Origin of the sequence: Deinococcus koreensis, from assembly GCF_002901445.1 — a bacterium.
Lineage (GTDB): Bacteria > Deinococcota > Deinococci > Deinococcales > Deinococcaceae > Deinococcus > Deinococcus koreensis.
This window is the reverse complement of record NZ_PPPD01000001.1, coordinates 873,642-890,538: the sequence shown is the minus strand read 5'-3', so window position 1 is coordinate 890,538 and position 16,897 is coordinate 873,642. Positions and strand designations below refer to the sequence as shown.

At 71.4% G+C, this 16,897-nt stretch carries 17 protein-coding genes; 5 read left to right on the top strand and 12 right to left on the bottom strand.

The window, feature by feature from the left end; genetic code table 11:
- Positions 1-106: 106 nt before the first annotated feature.
- The gene (locus CVO96_RS04175) at positions 107-526 is read left to right on the top strand and encodes a thioesterase family protein (RefSeq protein ID WP_103310657.1); all 420 of its coding nucleotides are present in this window, start codon (positions 107-109) and stop codon (positions 524-526) included.
- Positions 527-533: 7 nt separating this feature from the next.
- On the opposite strand, the gene CVO96_RS04170 is transcribed toward CVO96_RS04175, so the two are convergent.
- Positions 534-1,121 (bottom strand): TetR/AcrR family transcriptional regulator, encoded by a 588-nt coding sequence (locus CVO96_RS04170; RefSeq protein ID WP_165795201.1) that lies wholly within the window; start codon positions 1,119-1,121, stop codon positions 534-536.
- 118 nt (positions 1,122-1,239) lie between these two features.
- On the opposite strand from CVO96_RS04170, the gene CVO96_RS04165 reads away from it, so the two are divergent.
- Together CVO96_RS04165 and CVO96_RS04160 are read left to right on the top strand one after the other, a co-directional pair.
- Positions 1,240-2,073: a hypothetical protein gene (locus CVO96_RS04165; protein ID WP_165795200.1), complete on the top strand. Its 834-nt coding sequence runs from the start codon at positions 1,240-1,242 to the stop codon at positions 2,071-2,073.
- A 64-nt stretch (positions 2,074-2,137) separates the two neighbouring features.
- Positions 2,138-3,880, top strand: coding sequence for an NAD-dependent malic enzyme (locus CVO96_RS04160; protein ID WP_103310651.1), 1,743 nt, complete (start codon positions 2,138-2,140; stop codon positions 3,878-3,880).
- A gap of 49 nt (positions 3,881-3,929) precedes the next feature.
- Here the strand turns inward: CVO96_RS04160 and lpdA are convergent, their stop codons facing one another.
- The 11 genes from lpdA to CVO96_RS21565 form a co-directional block, all read right to left on the bottom strand.
- Positions 3,930-5,336: a dihydrolipoyl dehydrogenase gene (gene lpdA / locus CVO96_RS04155; protein ID WP_103310649.1), complete on the bottom strand. Its 1,407-nt coding sequence runs from the start codon at positions 5,334-5,336 to the stop codon at positions 3,930-3,932.
- Positions 5,337-5,408: 72 nt separating this feature from the next.
- A complete protein-coding gene (locus tag CVO96_RS04150) occupies positions 5,409-6,365 on the bottom strand; it encodes a pseudouridine-5'-phosphate glycosidase (protein WP_103310647.1) in 957 nt (318 codons plus the stop codon).
- A 36-nt stretch (positions 6,366-6,401) separates the two neighbouring features.
- A complete protein-coding gene (locus tag CVO96_RS04145) occupies positions 6,402-7,520 on the bottom strand; it encodes a carbohydrate kinase (protein WP_103310645.1) in 1,119 nt (372 codons plus the stop codon).
- A 403-nt stretch (positions 7,521-7,923) separates the two neighbouring features.
- Positions 7,924-8,775 carry an HpcH/HpaI aldolase/citrate lyase family protein gene (locus CVO96_RS04140; protein WP_103310643.1) on the bottom strand — a complete coding sequence of 284 codons (852 nt, stop codon included), beginning with the start codon at positions 8,773-8,775 and terminating at the stop codon, positions 7,924-7,926.
- A 23-nt stretch (positions 8,776-8,798) separates the two neighbouring features.
- Positions 8,799-9,815 carry an NAD(P)/FAD-dependent oxidoreductase gene (locus CVO96_RS04135; protein ID WP_243398158.1) on the bottom strand — a complete coding sequence of 339 codons (1,017 nt, stop codon included), beginning with the start codon at positions 9,813-9,815 and terminating at the stop codon, positions 8,799-8,801.
- A gap of 133 nt (positions 9,816-9,948) precedes the next feature.
- A complete protein-coding gene (locus tag CVO96_RS04130) occupies positions 9,949-10,713 on the bottom strand; it encodes an ankyrin repeat domain-containing protein (RefSeq protein ID WP_243398157.1) in 765 nt (254 codons plus the stop codon).
- 184 nt (positions 10,714-10,897) lie between these two features.
- Positions 10,898-11,416: a DinB family protein gene (locus tag CVO96_RS04125; RefSeq protein ID WP_103310639.1), complete on the bottom strand. Its 519-nt coding sequence runs from the start codon at positions 11,414-11,416 to the stop codon at positions 10,898-10,900.
- 7 nt (positions 11,417-11,423) lie between these two features.
- The gene (locus CVO96_RS04120; protein WP_243398156.1) at positions 11,424-11,666 is read right to left on the bottom strand and encodes a GNAT family N-acetyltransferase; all 243 of its coding nucleotides are present in this window, start codon (positions 11,664-11,666) and stop codon (positions 11,424-11,426) included.
- The gene (locus CVO96_RS20995) at positions 11,663-11,833 is read right to left on the bottom strand and encodes a hypothetical protein (protein ID WP_165795199.1); all 171 of its coding nucleotides are present in this window, start codon (positions 11,831-11,833) and stop codon (positions 11,663-11,665) included. The genes CVO96_RS04120 and CVO96_RS20995 overlap by 4 nt, the downstream gene beginning before the upstream one ends.
- Positions 11,830-12,711, bottom strand: a complete 882-nt coding sequence (locus CVO96_RS04115; RefSeq protein WP_103310635.1) for a serine protein kinase RIO — start codon at positions 12,709-12,711, stop codon at positions 11,830-11,832. Before CVO96_RS04115 ends, CVO96_RS20995 begins: the two co-directional genes overlap by 4 nt.
- Before the next feature lie 15 nt (positions 12,712-12,726).
- Positions 12,727-12,855 (bottom strand): hypothetical protein, encoded by a 129-nt coding sequence (locus CVO96_RS21565; protein ID WP_279326993.1) that lies wholly within the window; start codon positions 12,853-12,855, stop codon positions 12,727-12,729.
- Positions 12,856-13,131: 276 nt separating this feature from the next.
- Here CVO96_RS21565 and CVO96_RS04110 point away from each other — a divergent pair, with 276 nt between their 5' ends.
- Positions 13,132-14,766 (top strand): AAA family ATPase, encoded by a 1,635-nt coding sequence (locus tag CVO96_RS04110; RefSeq protein ID WP_103310633.1) that lies wholly within the window; start codon positions 13,132-13,134, stop codon positions 14,764-14,766.
- Between the two features lie 116 nt (positions 14,767-14,882).
- Positions 14,883-16,883 carry a beta strand repeat-containing protein gene (locus CVO96_RS04105; RefSeq protein WP_103310631.1) on the top strand — a complete coding sequence of 667 codons (2,001 nt, stop codon included), beginning with the start codon at positions 14,883-14,885 and terminating at the stop codon, positions 16,881-16,883.
- Positions 16,884-16,897: the final 14 nt, after the last annotated feature.

Below are 16,897 nucleotides of genomic sequence, written 5' to 3'. Positions count from 1 at the left end.
TTGAGCGAGTTCCCATCGCGCACCAGCAGGGCACCGTCTGGCAGAGGTGTCACAGGCCACGGTGAACCTGTATCTGACCGCCGCCCCAGGTTGCTAGCCTCTGTTCATGCGCCCCATCCCCGCCGGCTTCACCCAGACCCTCAGCGTGACCGTCACCGAGGAGATGACCGTCGATTTCGGCGAGCTGGGCAAGGTGCATGAGGTCTACGCGACCTACTGGATGGCGCGGCACTTCGAGGAAGCCGGGCGCAAGATCATCCTGCCCTTCCTGGAAGACGGCGAGGGCGGCATCGGCACCCAGGTGGAGGTGATCCACACGGCCTCGGCGCTGCCCGGCATGAGCGTGACCGTCACGGCGACCTTCGTACGGCAGGAGGGCCGCCGCATCTTCGCTTCCATGCGGGCGATGAACGCGCTGGGCGACGAGATCGGCACCGGCACGAGCACCCAGATGGTGCTGCCCCAGGCGCGCATCGATGCGAATTTCGAGGAGCTGCGGGCGCGTTGGGTCGGGGCGCAGGGCTAAGGCCGCACTACCGGGGCGCCACCCCGTTCAGGAACAGTTCCAGCGTGGCCTGCGGGGCGCCCTGCACCTCCGGGGGCAGGTCGCCGATCCCGCCCACGAGGCTCAGGAACGACCAGGCGGCCATTTCCGTGTGGTGAGACCGCAGCGTTCCCTCCTGCACGCCCCGCTGCAGGGTGTCATGGACGAAGCGGTAGAGGTGCTGGATGAAGAAGTCGGCGACCTGGGCCTGGGCGGTGGGCGGCAGGTAGCGCAGCGCCTCGCGCAGGGCCGTGTGCCGCGCCGCGCCACGCTGCAGCTGACGTTCCAGCAGGCGCAGCAGCGTCGTGGGGGCGTCGCTGATTGGCAGGGCCTGCAGCTCCGCGTATTCGCCGCTCAGGGTTTCCTCGACCAGCGCCACCAGCAGGGCCTCCTTGGAGGCGTAGTGGTGGTACAGCGCGGCGGGGGTCACCCCGATCCGGCGGGCCACGTCCACCATGCGGGTCGCCGTGTAGCCCTGCTCGCCCAGCAGCTCGGCGGCGGCGCGGCGGGCGCGGGCCGCCAGATCGGCGGGCGTCTCGGTCTTGCGCGGGCGACCCCGCCGGGGGGAACTGGTCATGACGGACTCCTGGTGGCGCCCTGTGCGGGCACGCGGCCTCATTGTGGCGCCTGATGCGGTCTGCGAACGGAGACTGATTAAATTAAACGCAGATTCAATTATCTTCCAGGAGGCTCGTATGACCCAGCTCATGGCGTCCGCATCCGCTCCCCCCGACCCCCGACGTGACCGGGGCCGGCAACTGCTCGTGCTGGCGCTCGCGGCCGCGCAGGTGGGGGCGATCGTCTGGCAGGTGCAGGGCAGTACGGCGGGCACCGACCTGTACGCCCGCAGCAGCGACCCCCCGGTGATCCCGGCCACCTTCACCTTCGCCATCTGGGGGCCGATCTACCTGGGCAGCCTGGCCTACGCCACCTATCAGGCGTGGCCGGGACAGGGAGCGCGCCCGCTTCACCGGCAGGTCGGGCCGTGGGCGGCGCTGGCGTTCGGCGCTTCGGCGCTGTGGGCGCTGGCGGCCGGGTTTCCGCCGCCCCTGCTGAGTTGGGGCACGGTGGCGATGATCTTCGCCCTGTTCGGGTCGCTGCTGGTGGCCCTGCTGCGGGCGGTGGCCCTGGCCGAGACCCCGCGCGACCGCCTGCTGGTCGTGGCGCCGCTGGGGCTGTATGCGGGCTACATCACGCTGGCGACGGTCGCCAACACCGCCGCGACCCTCTACCAGCTCGGCATCCGGACGCCGCTGGGGCTGAGCGAACCGGCCTGGGCCGCGCTGATGCTGGGCGCGGCGGGGGTGCTGGCGGGCGTGGTGATCCGGCACCTGGGGGTGAACCGCCACCGCGCGCCCCTGACCTATCCCGCCGCCGTGGTGTGGGGGCTGGGGGGCGTGGCCGCGCAGAATCTGACCGTCCTGAATCTGGCCGCGCAGCCGCAGCCGGTGGTGGCCGCCGCAGCCGGGCTCGCCGCCCTGCTGGTGGCCGGAACGGCGTGGCGGCGGCGCCGGGCCGGCGCCCGCTGAAGGCGGAACCGCTGGCCGCCGGTCTGCAGCTGCGCCTGGCCGCTCCCCGCTATGCTGGAGCGTCATGCCCAGAACTCCTCCCGTCTCGCGCTATTACGATGTCTGCCGCGACGAGCGCGGCCAGCGGGTCATTGATGTGCAGGTCAGCGGCCTGGCGCTGCTGCAGAACCCGCTGCTGAACAAGACCACGGCCTTCACCCGCAAGGAACGCCGCGAACTGGGCCTGGAGGGGCTGATCCCGCCGCACGTCAGCACCTTCGACGAGCAGAAGGAGCGCACCTACCTGCGCTACCTGAAATGCGGCTCCGATCTGGAGAAGCACGAATACCTGCGCGCCCTGCAGGATCGCAACGAGGTGCTGTTCTACGGCGTGCTGGAAGACCACCTCGAGGAGATGCTGCCCATCATCTACACACCCACGGTGGGCGAGGCGGTCAAGACCTATTCCAGCAACTACCGCTACCCGCGCGGCTTCGCGGTCAGCACCGAGGACATCGGCCGGGTCGAGGAGATGCTGGAGAACGTATCCGTGAACGACGTGCGGATGATCGTGGCGACCGACTCCAGCGCCATCCTGGGCCTCGGCGACCAGGGCTTCGGCGGCATGGCGATCAGTATCGGCAAGCTGTCGCTGTACACGGCGGCGGGCGGGGTCGGCCCCGACAAGACCCTGCCGGTCGAGCTGGACGTGGGCACCAACCGCCAGGATCTGATCGACGACCCGCTGTACCTGGGCGTCCATCACCGCCGCCTGAGCGGCGCCGAGTACGACGAGTTTCTGGACACCTTCGTCGAGGCGGTCGCCCACCGCTACCCGAAGGCCATCCTGCAGTGGGAGGACTTCTCACGCGGCACCGCCTTCCGGGTGCTGGAGCGCTACCGCCGCGTGATCCCCTCGTTCAACGACGACATCCAGGGCACGGGCGCGATGGCCCTGGCGGGCCTCTGGTGCGCCTGCGGCATGAAGGGGGAACGCCTGACGGATCAGGTGTTCGTCGTGGTGGGCGCGGGGGCGGCCGGTATCGGGGTGGCGCGCGCCATCCTCCAGGGGCTGCTGTTCCGGGGTCTGGGCGCACCGGAGGCGGGCCAGCACATCTTCGTCGTGGATCGCCACGGCCTGCTGATGCACGGCCAGCCCGACCTGGAGGAACATCAGTTGCCCTTCGCCCGCACGCCGGAGCAGTTGCCCGGCTGGAGCTATGCGGGCGAGTATCCCACGCTGCACGAGGTCATCGTGAACGCCCGCGCGACCGCCCTGCTGGGCTTTACGGGCGTGCCGGGGCTGTTCGGGCAGGAGAGCGTGCAGGCCATGCTGGCGCACACCGCGCGGCCCATCATCTTTCCGCTGAGCAACCCCAGCAGCCACGTCGAGGCCCGCCCCGCCGACCTGATCGAGTGGACGCAGGGCGGCGCCATCATCGCCTCGGGCAGCCCGTTTGCCGATGTGGAGTACGCCGGGCAGCGCTACCCGGTCGGGCAGGGCAACAACGCCTTCATCTTTCCGGGCCTGGGCTTCGGCGCCGTGACCGCCCGCGCCCGCGAGATCACCGACGCCATGATCATGGCCGCCGCACTGACGCTGGCCGACTACACCCGCCGCTGCCACCCCGACCACGTCTACCCGCCCATCAGTGAGCTGCGCGAGATCAGCGTGCAGATCGCCGTGGCCGTGGCCCGCCAGGCCATCATCGATGGTGTGTGCGCCCAGCGCTCGATCCGCTCCATGAACGACGAGGCGCTGGAGGCCGCGATCCGCGAGCGCGCGTGGCTGCCGCAGTACCTGCCGCTGCGGAGGGCGGAAGGTTGAAGGCAGACGGCTCTGGAATCTAGCCATCTGCCTTCAGCTTTCTGCCACCCTACATGTGCAGCGCGCGTTTATCCGCCGCCAGCGCCGCTTCCTTCACCACTTCACTCAGGGTGGGGTGGGCGTGCACCGTGCGGGCGAGGTCCTCGCTGGAGCCGCCGAATTCCATGATCGCCACGACCTCGCCGATGAGTTCGGAGACGTTGGGGCCGACCATGTGCACGCCCAACAGCTTGTCGGTTCCCGCGTCGGCCACGACCTTCACGAAGCCGCGCGGGTCGCCGTGGCCCAGGGCGCGGCCGTTGGCGCTGAAGGGGAACTGACCGGTCTTGACCATGAGGCCCTGTTCCCTGGCCCCCTTCTCGGTCAGTCCCGCCCAGGCGATCTCGGGCGAGGTGTAGATCACCCAGGGGATGACGTCGTAGTTCACATGCCCGGCCTGCCCGGCCAGCATCTCGGCCAGCGCCACGCCCTCTTCCTCGGCCTTGTGGGCCAGCATGGCGCCGCCGATCACGTCGCCGATGGCGTAGATGCCCTCCAGGTTGGTGCGGTAGTGGCCGTCCACCTTGACGAAGCCGCGCTCGTCCAGCGCCAGGCCGACGTTCTCGGCACCCAGCCCGGCGGTGTGCGGCACGCGCCCGATGGACACGATCAGCTTGTCGAACTGCGCGGTGACTTCCTTGTCCTTCTTGGTGTAGGTCACGCTCACGCCGGAGTCCGTCTGCTCGACCTTGCTGATATTCACGCCGAAGTGGAACTCCAGGCCCTGCTTCTGGAACTGCTTGAGGGCTTCTTTCGCCACGGCGTCGTCGGTGGCCATCAGGAAGCCGGGCAGGGCTTCGAGCACCGTGACCTGGGCGCCCAGGCGGCGCCACACCGAGCCCAGCTCCACGCCGATCACGCCCGCGCCGATCACGCCCAGCTTCTGCGGCACCTGCGTGAACTCCAGGGCGCCGCTGTTCTCCACCACATGCCCGCCGAAGGGGGCCAGCGGCAGTTCGCGGGGGCTGGAGCCGGTCGCCACGATCACATGCTTCGCCCGCACTTCAGTTCCGGCCGCGTCCACGATCCAGCCGTCGCCGTCCTGCCGAACCAGCTTGCCCAGGCCGAAGAAGGAGGTGATCTTGTTCTTCTTGAACAGATAGGCCACTCCGCCGGTCAGTTTGTCCACCACGCCGGCCTTGCGGCCCAGCATCTTGCCCAGGTCGATGCTGGCGCCCTGTACGTTGATGCCGTGGTCGGCAAAGTCGTGTTGCATGACCTCATACTTCTCGGAGCTGTCCAGCATGGCCTTGCTGGGAATGCAGCCCACGTTCAGGCAGGTGCCGCCCAGGCTGGCCTTGCCGCCGCGCTCGAAGGCGTCCACGCAGGCGGTCTTGAAGCCGAGCTGCGCCGCGCGGATGGCGGCCACATAGCCTGCGGGGCCGCCGCCAATCACCAGTACATCGAAGGAATCCATAGCGCCCATAAGCCTAGCACCCGCTTCTCATGCGGAAGGTGGCGCGTTCCTGCAGGGGGAACAGGCCAGAGGTCAGCCCAGCGCCGCGTAGGCCACGGCCAGGCGCGCCGCCACCGCCGCGTTGTGGCGCACCAGGGCGATGTTGGTGTCCAGGGAGCGCCCACCCGTGAGCTCCACGATGCGGCCCAGCAGGTACGGCGTGGTGTCCTTGCCCGTCAGGCCCAGCGCGTCCATGTCGGCCAGGGCGCGGTCGATGTGCTCGCTCATCTCGGCGGCAGGAATCTCGGACTCGGCGGGCACGGGGTTGGCGAGCAGCACGCCGCCCGACAGGCCCAGCGCCCACTTCGCCCGGAGCACGCGGGCGGCCTCCTCCGGGGTCTGCACGCTCAGGGGTGACCGGAAACCGCTATGGCGCGAGTAGAAGGCCGGAAACTCTTCGCTGCCCAGCGTGATCGCCGGCACGCCCTGCGTCTCCAGTACCTCCAGCGTCAGGCCGATGTCGAGGATGCTCTTCACACCCGCGCTGACCACGCACACGTCGGTGCGGGCGAGCTCCAGCAGGTCGGCGCTGATGTCCATGGTCTGCGCACCTCCCCGGTGCACGCCCCCGGTGCCGCCCGTGGCGAACACGCGGATGCCGGCCAGCGCCGCGATCCGCATGGTCGAGGCCACGGTAGTCGCGCCGTGCTTGCCGAGCGCCACGGTCACCGGCAGGTCGCGGGTGCTGATCTTGTCCACGCCCTTATCGGTGGCGAGCAGGTGCAGCTCTTCGGGCGTCAGGCCCACCTTCAGGCGGCCGCCCAGCACGGCGATCGTGGCGGGCACCGCGCCGTTCGCCCGCACGACGTCCTCCACACCGCGCGCCATCTCGACGTTCTGCGGAAAGGGCATGCCGTGGCTGATGATGGTGCTTTCCAGCGCCACGACCGCCCGCCCGGCCTGCAGGGCGGCGGCGACGTCGGGGTGCATGTCCATCAGGGCGGCGATCTCGGGGCGGGTCTGGTGCAGGCGGTCGGGCGAGGTGGTCATGGGCACTCCTTGAAAGGGGGTTGGAAGGGAGGGAAATCAGGAACGGCTGGCGCGCTCCCGCAGGGCGGCCAGGGTCAGGTCGGGGGAGACCGCAAACTCACTTTCCACGGTCAGGGCGGCGGCGGCGTGGCCCCAGCGGGCGGCCTCCAGGGGGGGCAGGCCCGACGCCAGGGCGGCCAGGAACGCGGCGAGCATGGCGTCGCCGGCCCCGGTCACGTCGCGCACCGCAGCGCTCAGCGCGGGCAGGTCGTGGGCGCCGCCGGGAATCGAGAGCAGGCTGCCGTGCGGGCCGCGCCGCACCCAGACGAGTTCCACCCCCAGGGCCTGAAGCTCCGCCGCTGCACTCCGCAGGGCGCCGGGCTCGTCCGGAACCTTGCGGCCCAGCAGGGCGCCCAGCTCGGCCACGTTGGGCGTCACGGCGTAGGGCGAGAGCCCCGCCGCCAGCGCCGCGCGGAGCCGGCCGGCCTTGGGCACGCTGACCGGCTCGAACACCACCCGCGCCCCGGCTTCGGCCGCCAGGGTCAGCAGGTGCGCCAGCGTGTTTCCGGGCACGTTGCCGTCGACCACCACCCAGGCCGCGCCGCGCAGCACGCTCCGGCGCTCGTGCAGGGTCGCCGGGGTCAGCGCCTCCGCGGCCTCCATCGCGGCGACCGCCACGAGCAGTTCGCCCCGGTCGTCGAGCACCGCCGTGTAGGTGCCGGTCGTCACGCCAGGGGCGCGCAGCACGGGCCGCACGTCCACCCCCGCCGCCTCGGTCTCGCGCAGCAGGCGCTCGCCCAGCGGGTCGCGGCCCACGACCGAGATCAGCGTGGCGGCCACGCCCAGCCGCGCCAAGTTCTCGGCCACGTTGCGGGCCACGCCGCCCGGCGACTGCACGCTCACGCCGGGATTGCTCGTGCCGGGCAGCGCCGGGCCCAGCGTGCGGGCCTTCACGTCCATGTTCGCGCCGCCCACCACCACGATCCGTGGAGCCGCCGTGTCCAGGGGGAGCAGGTAGCCCCGGCCCAGCAGGGCGCCCTTGCGAACCAGCGCGCTGACATGCACGTTCACGGCCGCGCGGGAGGTGCCCAGGCGGCGGGCCAGTTCTTCCGGCGTCGCCAGGGGCGTGTCGCGGATCAGGGCCAGGAGGTGTTGTTCTCGTTCGGTCAGCGGCACGGCTTAAGCAGAGTAAAGGGATAGGCTGGAGTAAAGCAAGGGGGATAAGGAGAAGTTAGCCAAAGGGCCGTGAGGCTCAACTTGCACTGGACCAGTGTTTCGACTGCTGGGGCGCGCTTGGGTCGGATGCTGACGTGTCCGCCTCGATGCCATCCTCTGCTTCGCAGCGCTGGGCATCCCGCAACGAGCTAGGCCGTGTCCTACGCGCCCGAAGGCCGGTGGGAGTGGGAGGTGAGTGCCGGGCAGGACGCTTATTCCGGCTGGCTGACTGTGAGAACCAGGAAACGAACCCCCTTCTCCCCTCGTGGGACTCGCGGAGCTGCCCAGCAGAGAGCGGTTGGGGGGGCTGGTACAGCTGCGGAGCAGCGGGGGCGTGTGACCACCCCTATGCAGTCCAGGCCCCTTATTCCCCGCCTTCCCCCCGCGTTCCCTCCCAGAGCCTCAGGGTGTCCTGCGCCTCGTCCACGTGCATCTGCTCGACCAGGGCGCCGCGGTGGGGGGCCACGCTTCTGCCCTGGGCGCGTGCCTCGTCCCAGGCGGCGATCAGGGCGTGGGCCTCGGCGGCCTCGGCGTCCGACACCCCGAAGGCGGCGTTGGCGGCGGCGATCTGACCGGGGTGGATCACGGTCTTGCCGGCGAAGCCCAGCGTGCGGCCCTGTTCACACTCGCGGGCGAAGCCGTCCGGGTCGCGCACGTCGTTGTGCACGGCGTCCAGGGGCAGCTTGCCGGCGGCGCGGGCGGCCAGCACCACGGCACTCAGGGCGTGCAGCAGGGGCAGGCGGTCGGGGTGCGGGCGACTCCGTAGGGCACGGGCGAGGTCGTTGGTGCCCACCAGCAGGCCCGCCACCCCCGGCACGGCGGCAATGGCGGGGGCGCTGAGCACGCCCCGGGGCGTCTCGATCATGGCCCACAGCGGCAGGCCCAGACTCAGGGCGTGAACGCTGTGGGCGTCCTCGACCTTCGGCAGCACCAGTCCGGCCGCGCCGGCAGTCAGGGCCAGTTCGCGGTCGTCGTGCGCCCACTCGCTGCCCAGGCCGTTCACGCGCACCAGCACGGGCACGCGCCAGGGCGTCTGCAGCGCTTCCCGCACGTTCTCCCGCGCCTGCGCCTTGAACTCGGGCGCCACGGCGTCCTCCAGATCGAGGATCACGGCGTCGGCCTCCAGCGTGCGGGCCTTCTCGATGGCGCGGAGCTTGTCACCCGGCACGTACAGCACGGAACGGAAGGGCCCGGAGCGAGGGGAGGAGGGGGTCATCCCGCCATGCTAAGGGGGCTGAGTCACGGAGCCCGGCCTGTCGCCTGCGCGGCCACCCACCAGCCGCTGAGCAGCGCGGCCTCCACGCGCGGTCCGTGGTCGTCGGGGGTAAAGCCGTCGCCGCAGATGCCCAGGCCAAGTTCCGCATCCCAGTGGCCGGGCGCGGGCACGCGCCGGCGCAGGGTGGCGTAGCGCCAGCGGTGGGCGAAGGCCTCCAGGACGTCCAGTGTCTCGCCCAGCACCCCACTTGCGGCGTCCAGCAGCTCGGGCACGATGTCCTCTGGCGGGCGCTCCAGATTCGCCGCAGACCAGTCGGCGCTGGCGTGCAGCATCAGCGCGGGCGGGTGGCCGGGGCGCCGCTTGGTGTGCTCACGGGCGATCCACTCCAGCGCCGGGTGCCCGCGGAGTTCCAGCGCCGGCCAGTCGGCCCGCAGGTCGGCCTTCAGCACGGCGCCGACTGCCCAGGCCGGGGCGTATTCCACCGGCCCCGGGGCGTCCTGGCCCACGCCCGCCAGCAGCGGCCCCAGCTGCGGCACGGGCAGGTTCAGCACCACGCGCCGGGCGCGGGCCAGCGGCCCCGTGGCATCCGACACCTGCCACGCCCCGTCCTGGCGTTCCAGCCGCGTGACCGTGACGGCCGTCTGCACGTCCAGTCCCCCCGCCAGGTGGCGGCCCAGCGCGCTCATGCCGTCCAGGGGGACATAGCGGGGGTGGCCGTCCGGATGGGCCTCCTGCAGCGTTCCGCCGTCCCAGCGGGCGAAGCCGCGGGCCCACTCGCCCAGCCAGCCGGCCTGCACGCCCCGGGCGGCCAGGTCGCGGGTGCGCTCATGGCGGACGGTGAAGAAGCGCGCCCCGTGGTCGAGCCGGGCCTCCGGGCCGCCCTGCAGGGGCAGGCGCCGGGTCGAGGCCCGCCCGGACACGCCGCGCGACTTGTCCAGCACGCGCACGCGTTCGCCCGCCGCCTGCAGGTCGCGGGCACAGGCCAGCCCCCCCAGCCCAGCGCCGACGACCAGCGTGTCCAACAGGGGCTCAGCGCTCACGGGTGTCCTGTCTCGCGGGGCGGCGCCGGGCCGCGCTCGACGCCAGCAGGAAGGGCAACAGGGCCAGCAGGAAGCGCAGCGGGCGGGGAACAGGGACGCGGGTCATGGCCGCAGTATCCCGCCCCGGCGCCGCCTACTTGGTGGCCTGGAGTAACTTCACCATGCCGGCGTAGCCGCGCTGCCGGGCGTGCTTCAGGGGCGTGACGCCGCCCCGGTCGGCCAGGCCCGGGTCGGCGCCGTGGGCCAGCAGCACGCGCACGATCTCGGTGTGGGTGGAACCGCCGTCTCCCAGGATCACCGCTTCGAGCAGGGCCGTCCAGCCCAGGTCGTTGACGTGGTTCACGTCGATGGTCGTGGTCGCCAGAATCTCCCGCACGTAGGCCAGGTGGCCCCGGTCGGCGGCCGGAATCAGCGCCGTACCCCCGAAGCGGTTGGTGCGGGTCAGGTCGGGCCCCGCCCGCAGCACCTCGCGCAGCATCGCCACCGAGCCGGTCTCACCGCTGACCAGCAGGGCGGTGTTGCGCTGGGCGTCCTGGAGATCCGGGTCGGCGCCGGCCGCGACGAGCAGGCGGGCGACCGCCACCCGGTCGCCCAGCGCCGCCCAGGTCAGCGGGGTGCGGCCCGACGCGTCGCGCGCGTTCACGTCCGCCCCCGCCTGGAGCAGCGCGCGCACCCGGGCGGCGTCCCCGAGTTCGGCCGCCTTCAGGAGCTGGGCGTTCAGGAGGGCCGGCGCCGGGCGGGTCACGCCCGGCCCTGCCCCAGCATTGAGAGCGCCGGTGCTGAGAAGGGAGCCGGCAGCGCCCGCCTCGGCCCGGCCCACACCCCCGATACCCACACTGCCGATCCAGACGGCCCCGACGCACAGGGCCAGCCGCCCGCCACATTCCCGCCTGTCCACCTTTTCATTCTGCCTCTCCCACCGCGCTTCCGGAATTCATGATGCCCGGCCCAGGTTCCTTCAGACCCCGGAAGCACTGGAGCGACGCCTGGACGGGCGGGTGTTCGCCGGAGGAGACGCGACCGGCGAGGTCTGGACGCTGCAGGCGGCGATGAGTTCCGGGAACGGAAGGACGGCCAAGGCTCTAAACGGTGGGCAGATAGTTCAGCAGATCAAGAAACGGGGGCTTGATGCCCGCCTGCTGCAGCAGCACGCCGATCTGCGCGCCGTGCCTGATCTCGTGCACCATGACGTGCCACAGCAGGCCGTCCACCGTGAAGTGTTCCTCTCCTTTCGAGCCGTTCACCACCACCAGCCGCGCCCGTTCCTCGGGGCCCAGACGCTCCAGATACCCCAGCGTGCTCGCCTCGACCTGCCGCCAGTAGTCCAGCAGTGTGTCCAGCGGAAAGGCGGCGTAGTTCGGGCCGTCCTTCGCGCCGGCCAGGGCCGCCACCCCTTCCCAGACGGGCGTGTCGCGCAGGATGTCCTCGTGGATCCAGGAATCCTCGATCATAGGGATGTGCAGGATCAGATCCTTGACGCAGTGAAAGCGCTTGCCGGGCAGGACAGGCTTGGAAAGCACCTCGTCCGGCACGCCTTCCAGGCAGGCCCACAGGTCACGCCGGGAACGGCGCAGGTAGCCGTAACATTCGGGAATATGCAATGAAACCTCAGTGGGGGAGAGACAGGCCGGCGTAGGCGCGCAGATCGGCTTGCAGGGGGTACACCATCGCTGCGGGCGTGTCGGGGAGAAGGCCGAAGTCGGAGGCCCGCCGGAAGCCGAAGCGCGGATAGAACTCCGGATGGCCCCACAGCACCACCATCGCCTCGCCGGAGTCCCGGACGCGGCTCAGCGCCTCCCGCATCAGGGCGCTGCCGATGCCCTGGCGCTGCTGCTCCGGCAGGACGCTCATCGGCCCCAGCAGCAGCGCGCGGCGGGGCTGGCGCGCAGGCACTGGATCATGGCGTTCTCGGCCACGCCGTCGTCCCAGGTGAACGCCCGCCGGGTCACCTCGAAGGTCGCGGGGGCGTCGGCGGGCTGTTCGGGGCGCAGCAGGAGCGTGCGCGCCGGCCCGGTCACGGCAGCAGCACCCGGGGTGCGGGCGCCGGCCCCGTGACGCGGCGCTGCACGTCGCGCAGCACGGTGTCGGGGTCGGCCTGGATGCCGTGCCTGCGGAAGGAGGTCACCAGGCTCTGCACGTCGCGGCGCAGCAGATCCTGAAAGTGGGGGTTCTGTTTCGTGGTCAGCTGCGGAAAGTCGATGATCGTCACTGTGTTCTCCCACCACAGCAGGTTGTAGGTGCTGTAGTCACCGTGCACGTAGCCCAGGCGGAGCATCCCGGCCAGGCCGTCCAGGCTCTGCTCCCAGGCACTCCAGGCCTCGTCCGGGCTGAGGGAGGCGTCGCTCAGGCGCGGCGCGATCTCGTCCTCGGTGCCGATCAGGCGCATCAGCACGGCGGGAGTGGTGGCGGCGTAGTCGAAGGGGGCCGGGCCGACCAGCGGTTCGGGCACGCTCAGGCCCGCCTTCCAGAGCGTCCACAGGTGGGCGTATTCGGCGTTCACCCAGCCGCTCTGCAGCATCCCCAGCCCCTTGCGCGAGCGGCCGCCCATGGCCCGGTTCGCGCGGGCGTCGAGCACGACCTGACCCTCGCGGTAGATGGCGTCGTTCTTGAAGGAGCGGGCCTCGAGTTCGCGGTAGAGCTTGACCAGCACGCTGCCCCGGGGGCCACGCGCCACGTAGGCCGTGGCCTCCTTGCCGCTCTTGAGTTCCGCGACCACCTCGGTGATGTGCCCCAGGTCGAGCAGCCGCAGGATGATCTCGTCGGTTCCGCCCTCGTCCGCCGTGGTCAGGGTGGCGAGCTTGCGGCGGCCCAGCGGGCGTTTGGTCTTGGTCTTGCCCTTCGGGGCCGGGCGCGTGTCGGCGTCCGCCAGCTCGTCGTCGAGCCAGCGGGCGCTCATGGCGTCTCCGGGGGCTTAGTGCTGGCGGATCGGGTGCCCGAAGGTGGGCGCGGCAGGTGAGCAGAACTCGTCAAGATGACTCCATGAAGCGGGGCGGGAAGCGGGAATTGCGGCCTTCAGGAACACGATGTCGATGTTGGTCATATGCGGCACCTCCTTTCGGTGATGGCCTCAGGGTAGCAGCCCGGCCCGCCATCCGGATGCGCCTAAGCCATCAGGCCTAGGCGCGCCCAGGGCAACAGGACGGGCGCGGGCCTCACCTGTCCGAGCCGTCCGGGCCGCCCGAAACCCCAGGACAGGCGCCGATGGTGGCCGCTGGACAGACGTGGAGGGTTCCGAGAGGGGAAGCCGGAGGATCGTGCCGGCGTCAATATCGGCCCGGAGGCGCGTGCGCGTGCTCTATCCTGGGGGAACCTGAACATGGCGGACGTCACCCTACAGTTGCTCGGAGAGCCGCAGCTCTGCCTGGACGGCGTGCCGCTCCCCTGCCGGAACATGGGCCTGCGGCTGCTGGCGATCCTGGCGCTGGAGGGCGCGTCCGAGCGGCTGAAGCTGGCCGATCTGCTGTGGGAGACGACCACCCACAAGGCGCTGCACAACCTCCGCATGACCGTGCATCACCTGTGCCTGGGCCTGGGGGAACACGCGGCCGTGCTGCGCCGCCGCTCCTCCTTCCTGGAACTGGATCTGCAGCGGCTGCGGGTGGACGCACTGTCGGTGCCCGAGCACCCGGACGCGCTGCTGAGCCACTGGCGGGGCTTCCTGAGCGGTCAGCGGAGCCGGGGCAGCGAGGCGTGGCTGGAGTGGGCGCAGCACACCGAAGACCGGCTGCTGGGAGAGCACATCGAGCACCTGCGCCGCGCGGCCCGCCTGCACCCGGAGCCGCTGTCGGGCCGCCTGCGCCGCCGGGCCCGGCAGCTCTCGGCATGGCTGGCCCCCGCGCCGGTGCCCCCGGCCCCGCTGCTGCTCCGGAGTTCGGGCGCCGAGAGCCAGCAGGCGCCGGCCCGTGGCTCACCCCCCGCCCTCGTGGGCCGGGAGCAGGTGCTCGACGCGGTGGCGGCGGCGGTCGAGCGTCATCAGATGGTCTTTCTGAGCGGCGTGCCCGGAATGGGCAAGACTGCCCTGCAGGCGGCCCTCGCCCCGCTGTTCGGGCAGCTGGTCATGCCGGTGGCCAGCGAGGTCGCCGACCGGGCGTGGCCGTACACCACCATCTACCGCGCCCTGCGGGATCTGCAGCGGGGCCTGGAGCTGGGCCGCTCCCTGCCCGAACTGCCCTCCCGCGAGGTGGCCGCCCACCTGTCGCGGCGGCCCGAGGTGCGCCGCTCGGGAGACCTCGATCCCCTGGCCCGGCCCCTGCTGGCCGAGGCTTTCGAGCAGCCCTTCATCAGCTGGGGCGACGACATCCACCACTGGGACGACGCCTCGACCCTGGTGGTGGCCCGCCACTCGCCCCGGTTGCTGGCCCAGAGCCCCCGTGCGGGCGTGATCAACACCTTCCGCCCCGGCGAGGTGAGCGCCGGGTGCCGCCGGAGCATCCTGCGCTGTATCGACCAGGGCCGCGGCGTGATCATCCCGCTGCCCCCACTGACCCTGGAGGAGGTCGCCGCGGTGGGTGAGCGCTTCCTGCCGGGGCTCACGGACGCGCAGGTCGGGCAGCTGCATGGGTACGCCGGCGGCATTCCCGGCCTGCTGGTGCCGGTCTTGCAGGAGGCCGTCCGGCGGGGCGGTCTGCCCGAACGCCTGAGTCTGGGCGCCGCCGAGGAGGCCCGGCTGCACCTGGGGCTCACCCTGCTGGGCGCGGCCGAACTGGATGTCCTGCGCCTGCTGGCCCTGAGTGACGGGGAGCCCCTGGAGGTCGACCTGCTGAGCGGCGTGCTGGGATGGCCCCGGCGCAGCGTGGTGGGCGCCCTGGAGGGGCTGTACCAGTCGGGCGCGGTGGTCGGGCACGCGGTGCATCCCCCGGCGCTGCGGCAGGTGGTGCTCTTTCACGCGCCGCCCCCCATCCTGGCCGATCTGGCCGCCCGGCTGCGGGCCGCCCGTGCCCCTGCCCTCTGACCCCGGGTGGACTTGACGGTGAATTGACGGCCCCTGACCGACCCTGTGTCCACCTTCGGTCCGGGTGGGCGCGGCATTCCCTCCCGCCCGCCCGACCCGGAGGGAGGAGGGAATGGATGAGGGTATCCCGGAGGACACCGCTGATCTTCGTTTCGCTCGCCCTGAGTCTGGCCGCCTGCGGGGGCGGCGGCCCCCCGCCCGGCACGCCCGTCGGCTCATTGGCCGACAGCGGTGCGGGCAGCCTGCGCGAGGCCATCGCCTCGGCCAGTGCCGGCGCCACCCTGCGCCTGACCCAGAGCGGCACCCTGAGCCTGAACAGTCCGCTGAGCATCGACAAGAACCTCACGATCATCGCCACTGGGGTCACCCTGGACGCCGCCGGCAAGGGCCGCGCCCTGGAGGTGGGGAGCGGGGCGAACGTGACGGTGCTGGGGGGCACCTTCAAGGGCGGGGTGGGGCAGGTGCTCCCGGCCGGGCTGAACGCTGCCCGACTGGGTGAACGCTTCGGCCCGCCCCGCATGGCAGATCCTGCGGCACCGAAGCTCAGCGCCGCGAGCCTCCGCGCTCAGGCCGCCGCGCCCACGGCGGGCGGCGTGCTGCTGAACAGCGGCACCCTGACCCTGGACGGCGTGACCGTGACCGGCGGAAAGGCCAATCTCGGCGGCGGGATCTACAACGCGGCCGGCGCCACCCTGACCCTGAAGGGCACCACCAGCGTCACGGGGAACACGGCGGAACTGGTCGATCCGGCCGACACCACCATTGACCAGGGCATCGGCGGCGGAGTCTTCAACAAGGGCACCCTGACCGTGAGCGGCGGCAGTGTCAGCGGCAATACGGCCGTATACGCAGGCGGCGGGATCTATGGCTCCGCCCTCGGCAGCATCACGCTGAGCGCCGGCGCTGTGGACACCAACACGGTGACCGCGCCTCTCACCGTCTCGAACAGCGTGGCGGGCGGCAGCGCCGGGGGCGGCATCCTGACCAACGGGAGCCTCCTGATCAGTGGCGGCAGCGTCAGCGGCAATACTGCGGCCTATTTTGGAGCAGGCGTCACCGCCCAGGCCACCGTAGATCCCCAGGGAACGGTGACCATCCCCACGGTGACCCTCAGTGGCGGCAGCTTCGAGAACAATCGGGTCACCGACGACGCCGGTGGAGGCAGCGGTGGCGCCTTCTGGATCAGCGGCACCTTGACCATGACGGGCGGCACCGTGAAAGGCAACTCGGCGCCCTATGGGGGCGGAATCGCGGTGTTCCGCGACGCCAGCATCACGGGCGGCACCATAGAGGGGAACGAAGCCCGGACGAAGCACGGTGGGGGCCTGCTGGTGTACACCCCGCCCGCCCGCACTGTCATTTCCAGCGTCACGCTTGGCGGAACGGCCACCGTGAGGGGCAACCGGGCTGCAGAACACAGCGGCGGCATCCTGGTCGACCGCACCACCTTCACCATGACCGGGGGCATCGTTCAGGGCAACACGGCCGTCAATAGCGGGGGCGGCCTGGCCTTCGGCGGCGGCACCTCCAGCGCCATCCAGGGCGGCGTCATCAGTGGGAACCGGCTCACCGGCACCGTGGATGGGGGGGGCGGCGTGCGGGTGTTCAGCAGCAGCGCACTGACCCTGGCGGGCGGGGAGATCCGGGACAACACGGCCGTCAAGACCGGCGGCGGGATCACCGTGGGGGGAAGCGTCACCATGACGGGCGGCCGGATCACCGGCAACCGAGCGACCAACCGCACCAGCGGCGCGGATACGGGAGGGGGCGGCGGCGGTGTGCGCCTGTACGCGGGGGCCAGCATGACCGCCAGCGGCGGCACGATCAGCGGCAACAGCGCCTGGTACGGCGGCGGCATCGAGACCAACGGCGCTTTCCAGGCCTCGCCGACCTCCACCTTTGTCCTGTCGGGCGCGACCCTGAGCGGCAACCGGGCGGAAGGCCTCGACGGCGGCGGGGTCTGGAACGACGGAAGCCTCACCATCCAGAGCGGCAGCGTGACGGGCAACTCGGCCCGCAATGGCGGCGGCGTGTTCAACACCCGTGTTGGGGCCTACGCCCAGCCCGGCGGTTCCTTGACCGGCAACACACCGGACAACGTGTTCAGCGACCCATAGAACAGGGAAGGGGG

Bases quoted from the DNA above. Each gene is read 5' to 3' on its own strand.
- CVO96_RS04175 (WP_103310657.1), top strand. From the start codon at position 107: ATGCGCCCCATCCCCGCCGGCTTCACCCAGACCCTCAGCGTGACCGTC.
- CVO96_RS04170 (WP_165795201.1), bottom strand. From the start codon at position 1,121: ATGACCAGTTCCCCCCGGCGGGGTCGCCCGCGCAAGACCGAGACGCCC.
- CVO96_RS04165 (WP_165795200.1), top strand. From the start codon at position 1,240: ATGACCCAGCTCATGGCGTCCGCATCCGCTCCCCCCGACCCCCGACGT.
- CVO96_RS04160 (WP_103310651.1), top strand. From the start codon at position 2,138: ATGCCCAGAACTCCTCCCGTCTCGCGCTATTACGATGTCTGCCGCGAC.
- lpdA (WP_103310649.1), bottom strand. From the start codon at position 5,336: ATGGATTCCTTCGATGTACTGGTGATTGGCGGCGGCCCCGCAGGCTAT.
- CVO96_RS04150 (WP_103310647.1), bottom strand. From the start codon at position 6,365: ATGACCACCTCGCCCGACCGCCTGCACCAGACCCGCCCCGAGATCGCC.
- CVO96_RS04140 (WP_103310643.1), bottom strand. From the start codon at position 8,775: ATGACCCCCTCCTCCCCTCGCTCCGGGCCCTTCCGTTCCGTGCTGTAC.
- CVO96_RS04120 (WP_243398156.1), bottom strand. From the start codon at position 11,666: ATGAGCGTCCTGCCGGAGCAGCAGCGCCAGGGCATCGGCAGCGCCCTG.
- CVO96_RS04115 (WP_103310635.1), bottom strand. From the start codon at position 12,711: ATGAGCGCCCGCTGGCTCGACGACGAGCTGGCGGACGCCGACACGCGC.
- CVO96_RS21565 (WP_279326993.1), bottom strand. From the start codon at position 12,855: ATGACCAACATCGACATCGTGTTCCTGAAGGCCGCAATTCCCGCTTCC.
- CVO96_RS04110 (WP_103310633.1), top strand. From the start codon at position 13,132: ATGGCGGACGTCACCCTACAGTTGCTCGGAGAGCCGCAGCTCTGCCTG.
- CVO96_RS04105 (WP_103310631.1), top strand. From the start codon at position 14,883: ATGAGGGTATCCCGGAGGACACCGCTGATCTTCGTTTCGCTCGCCCTG.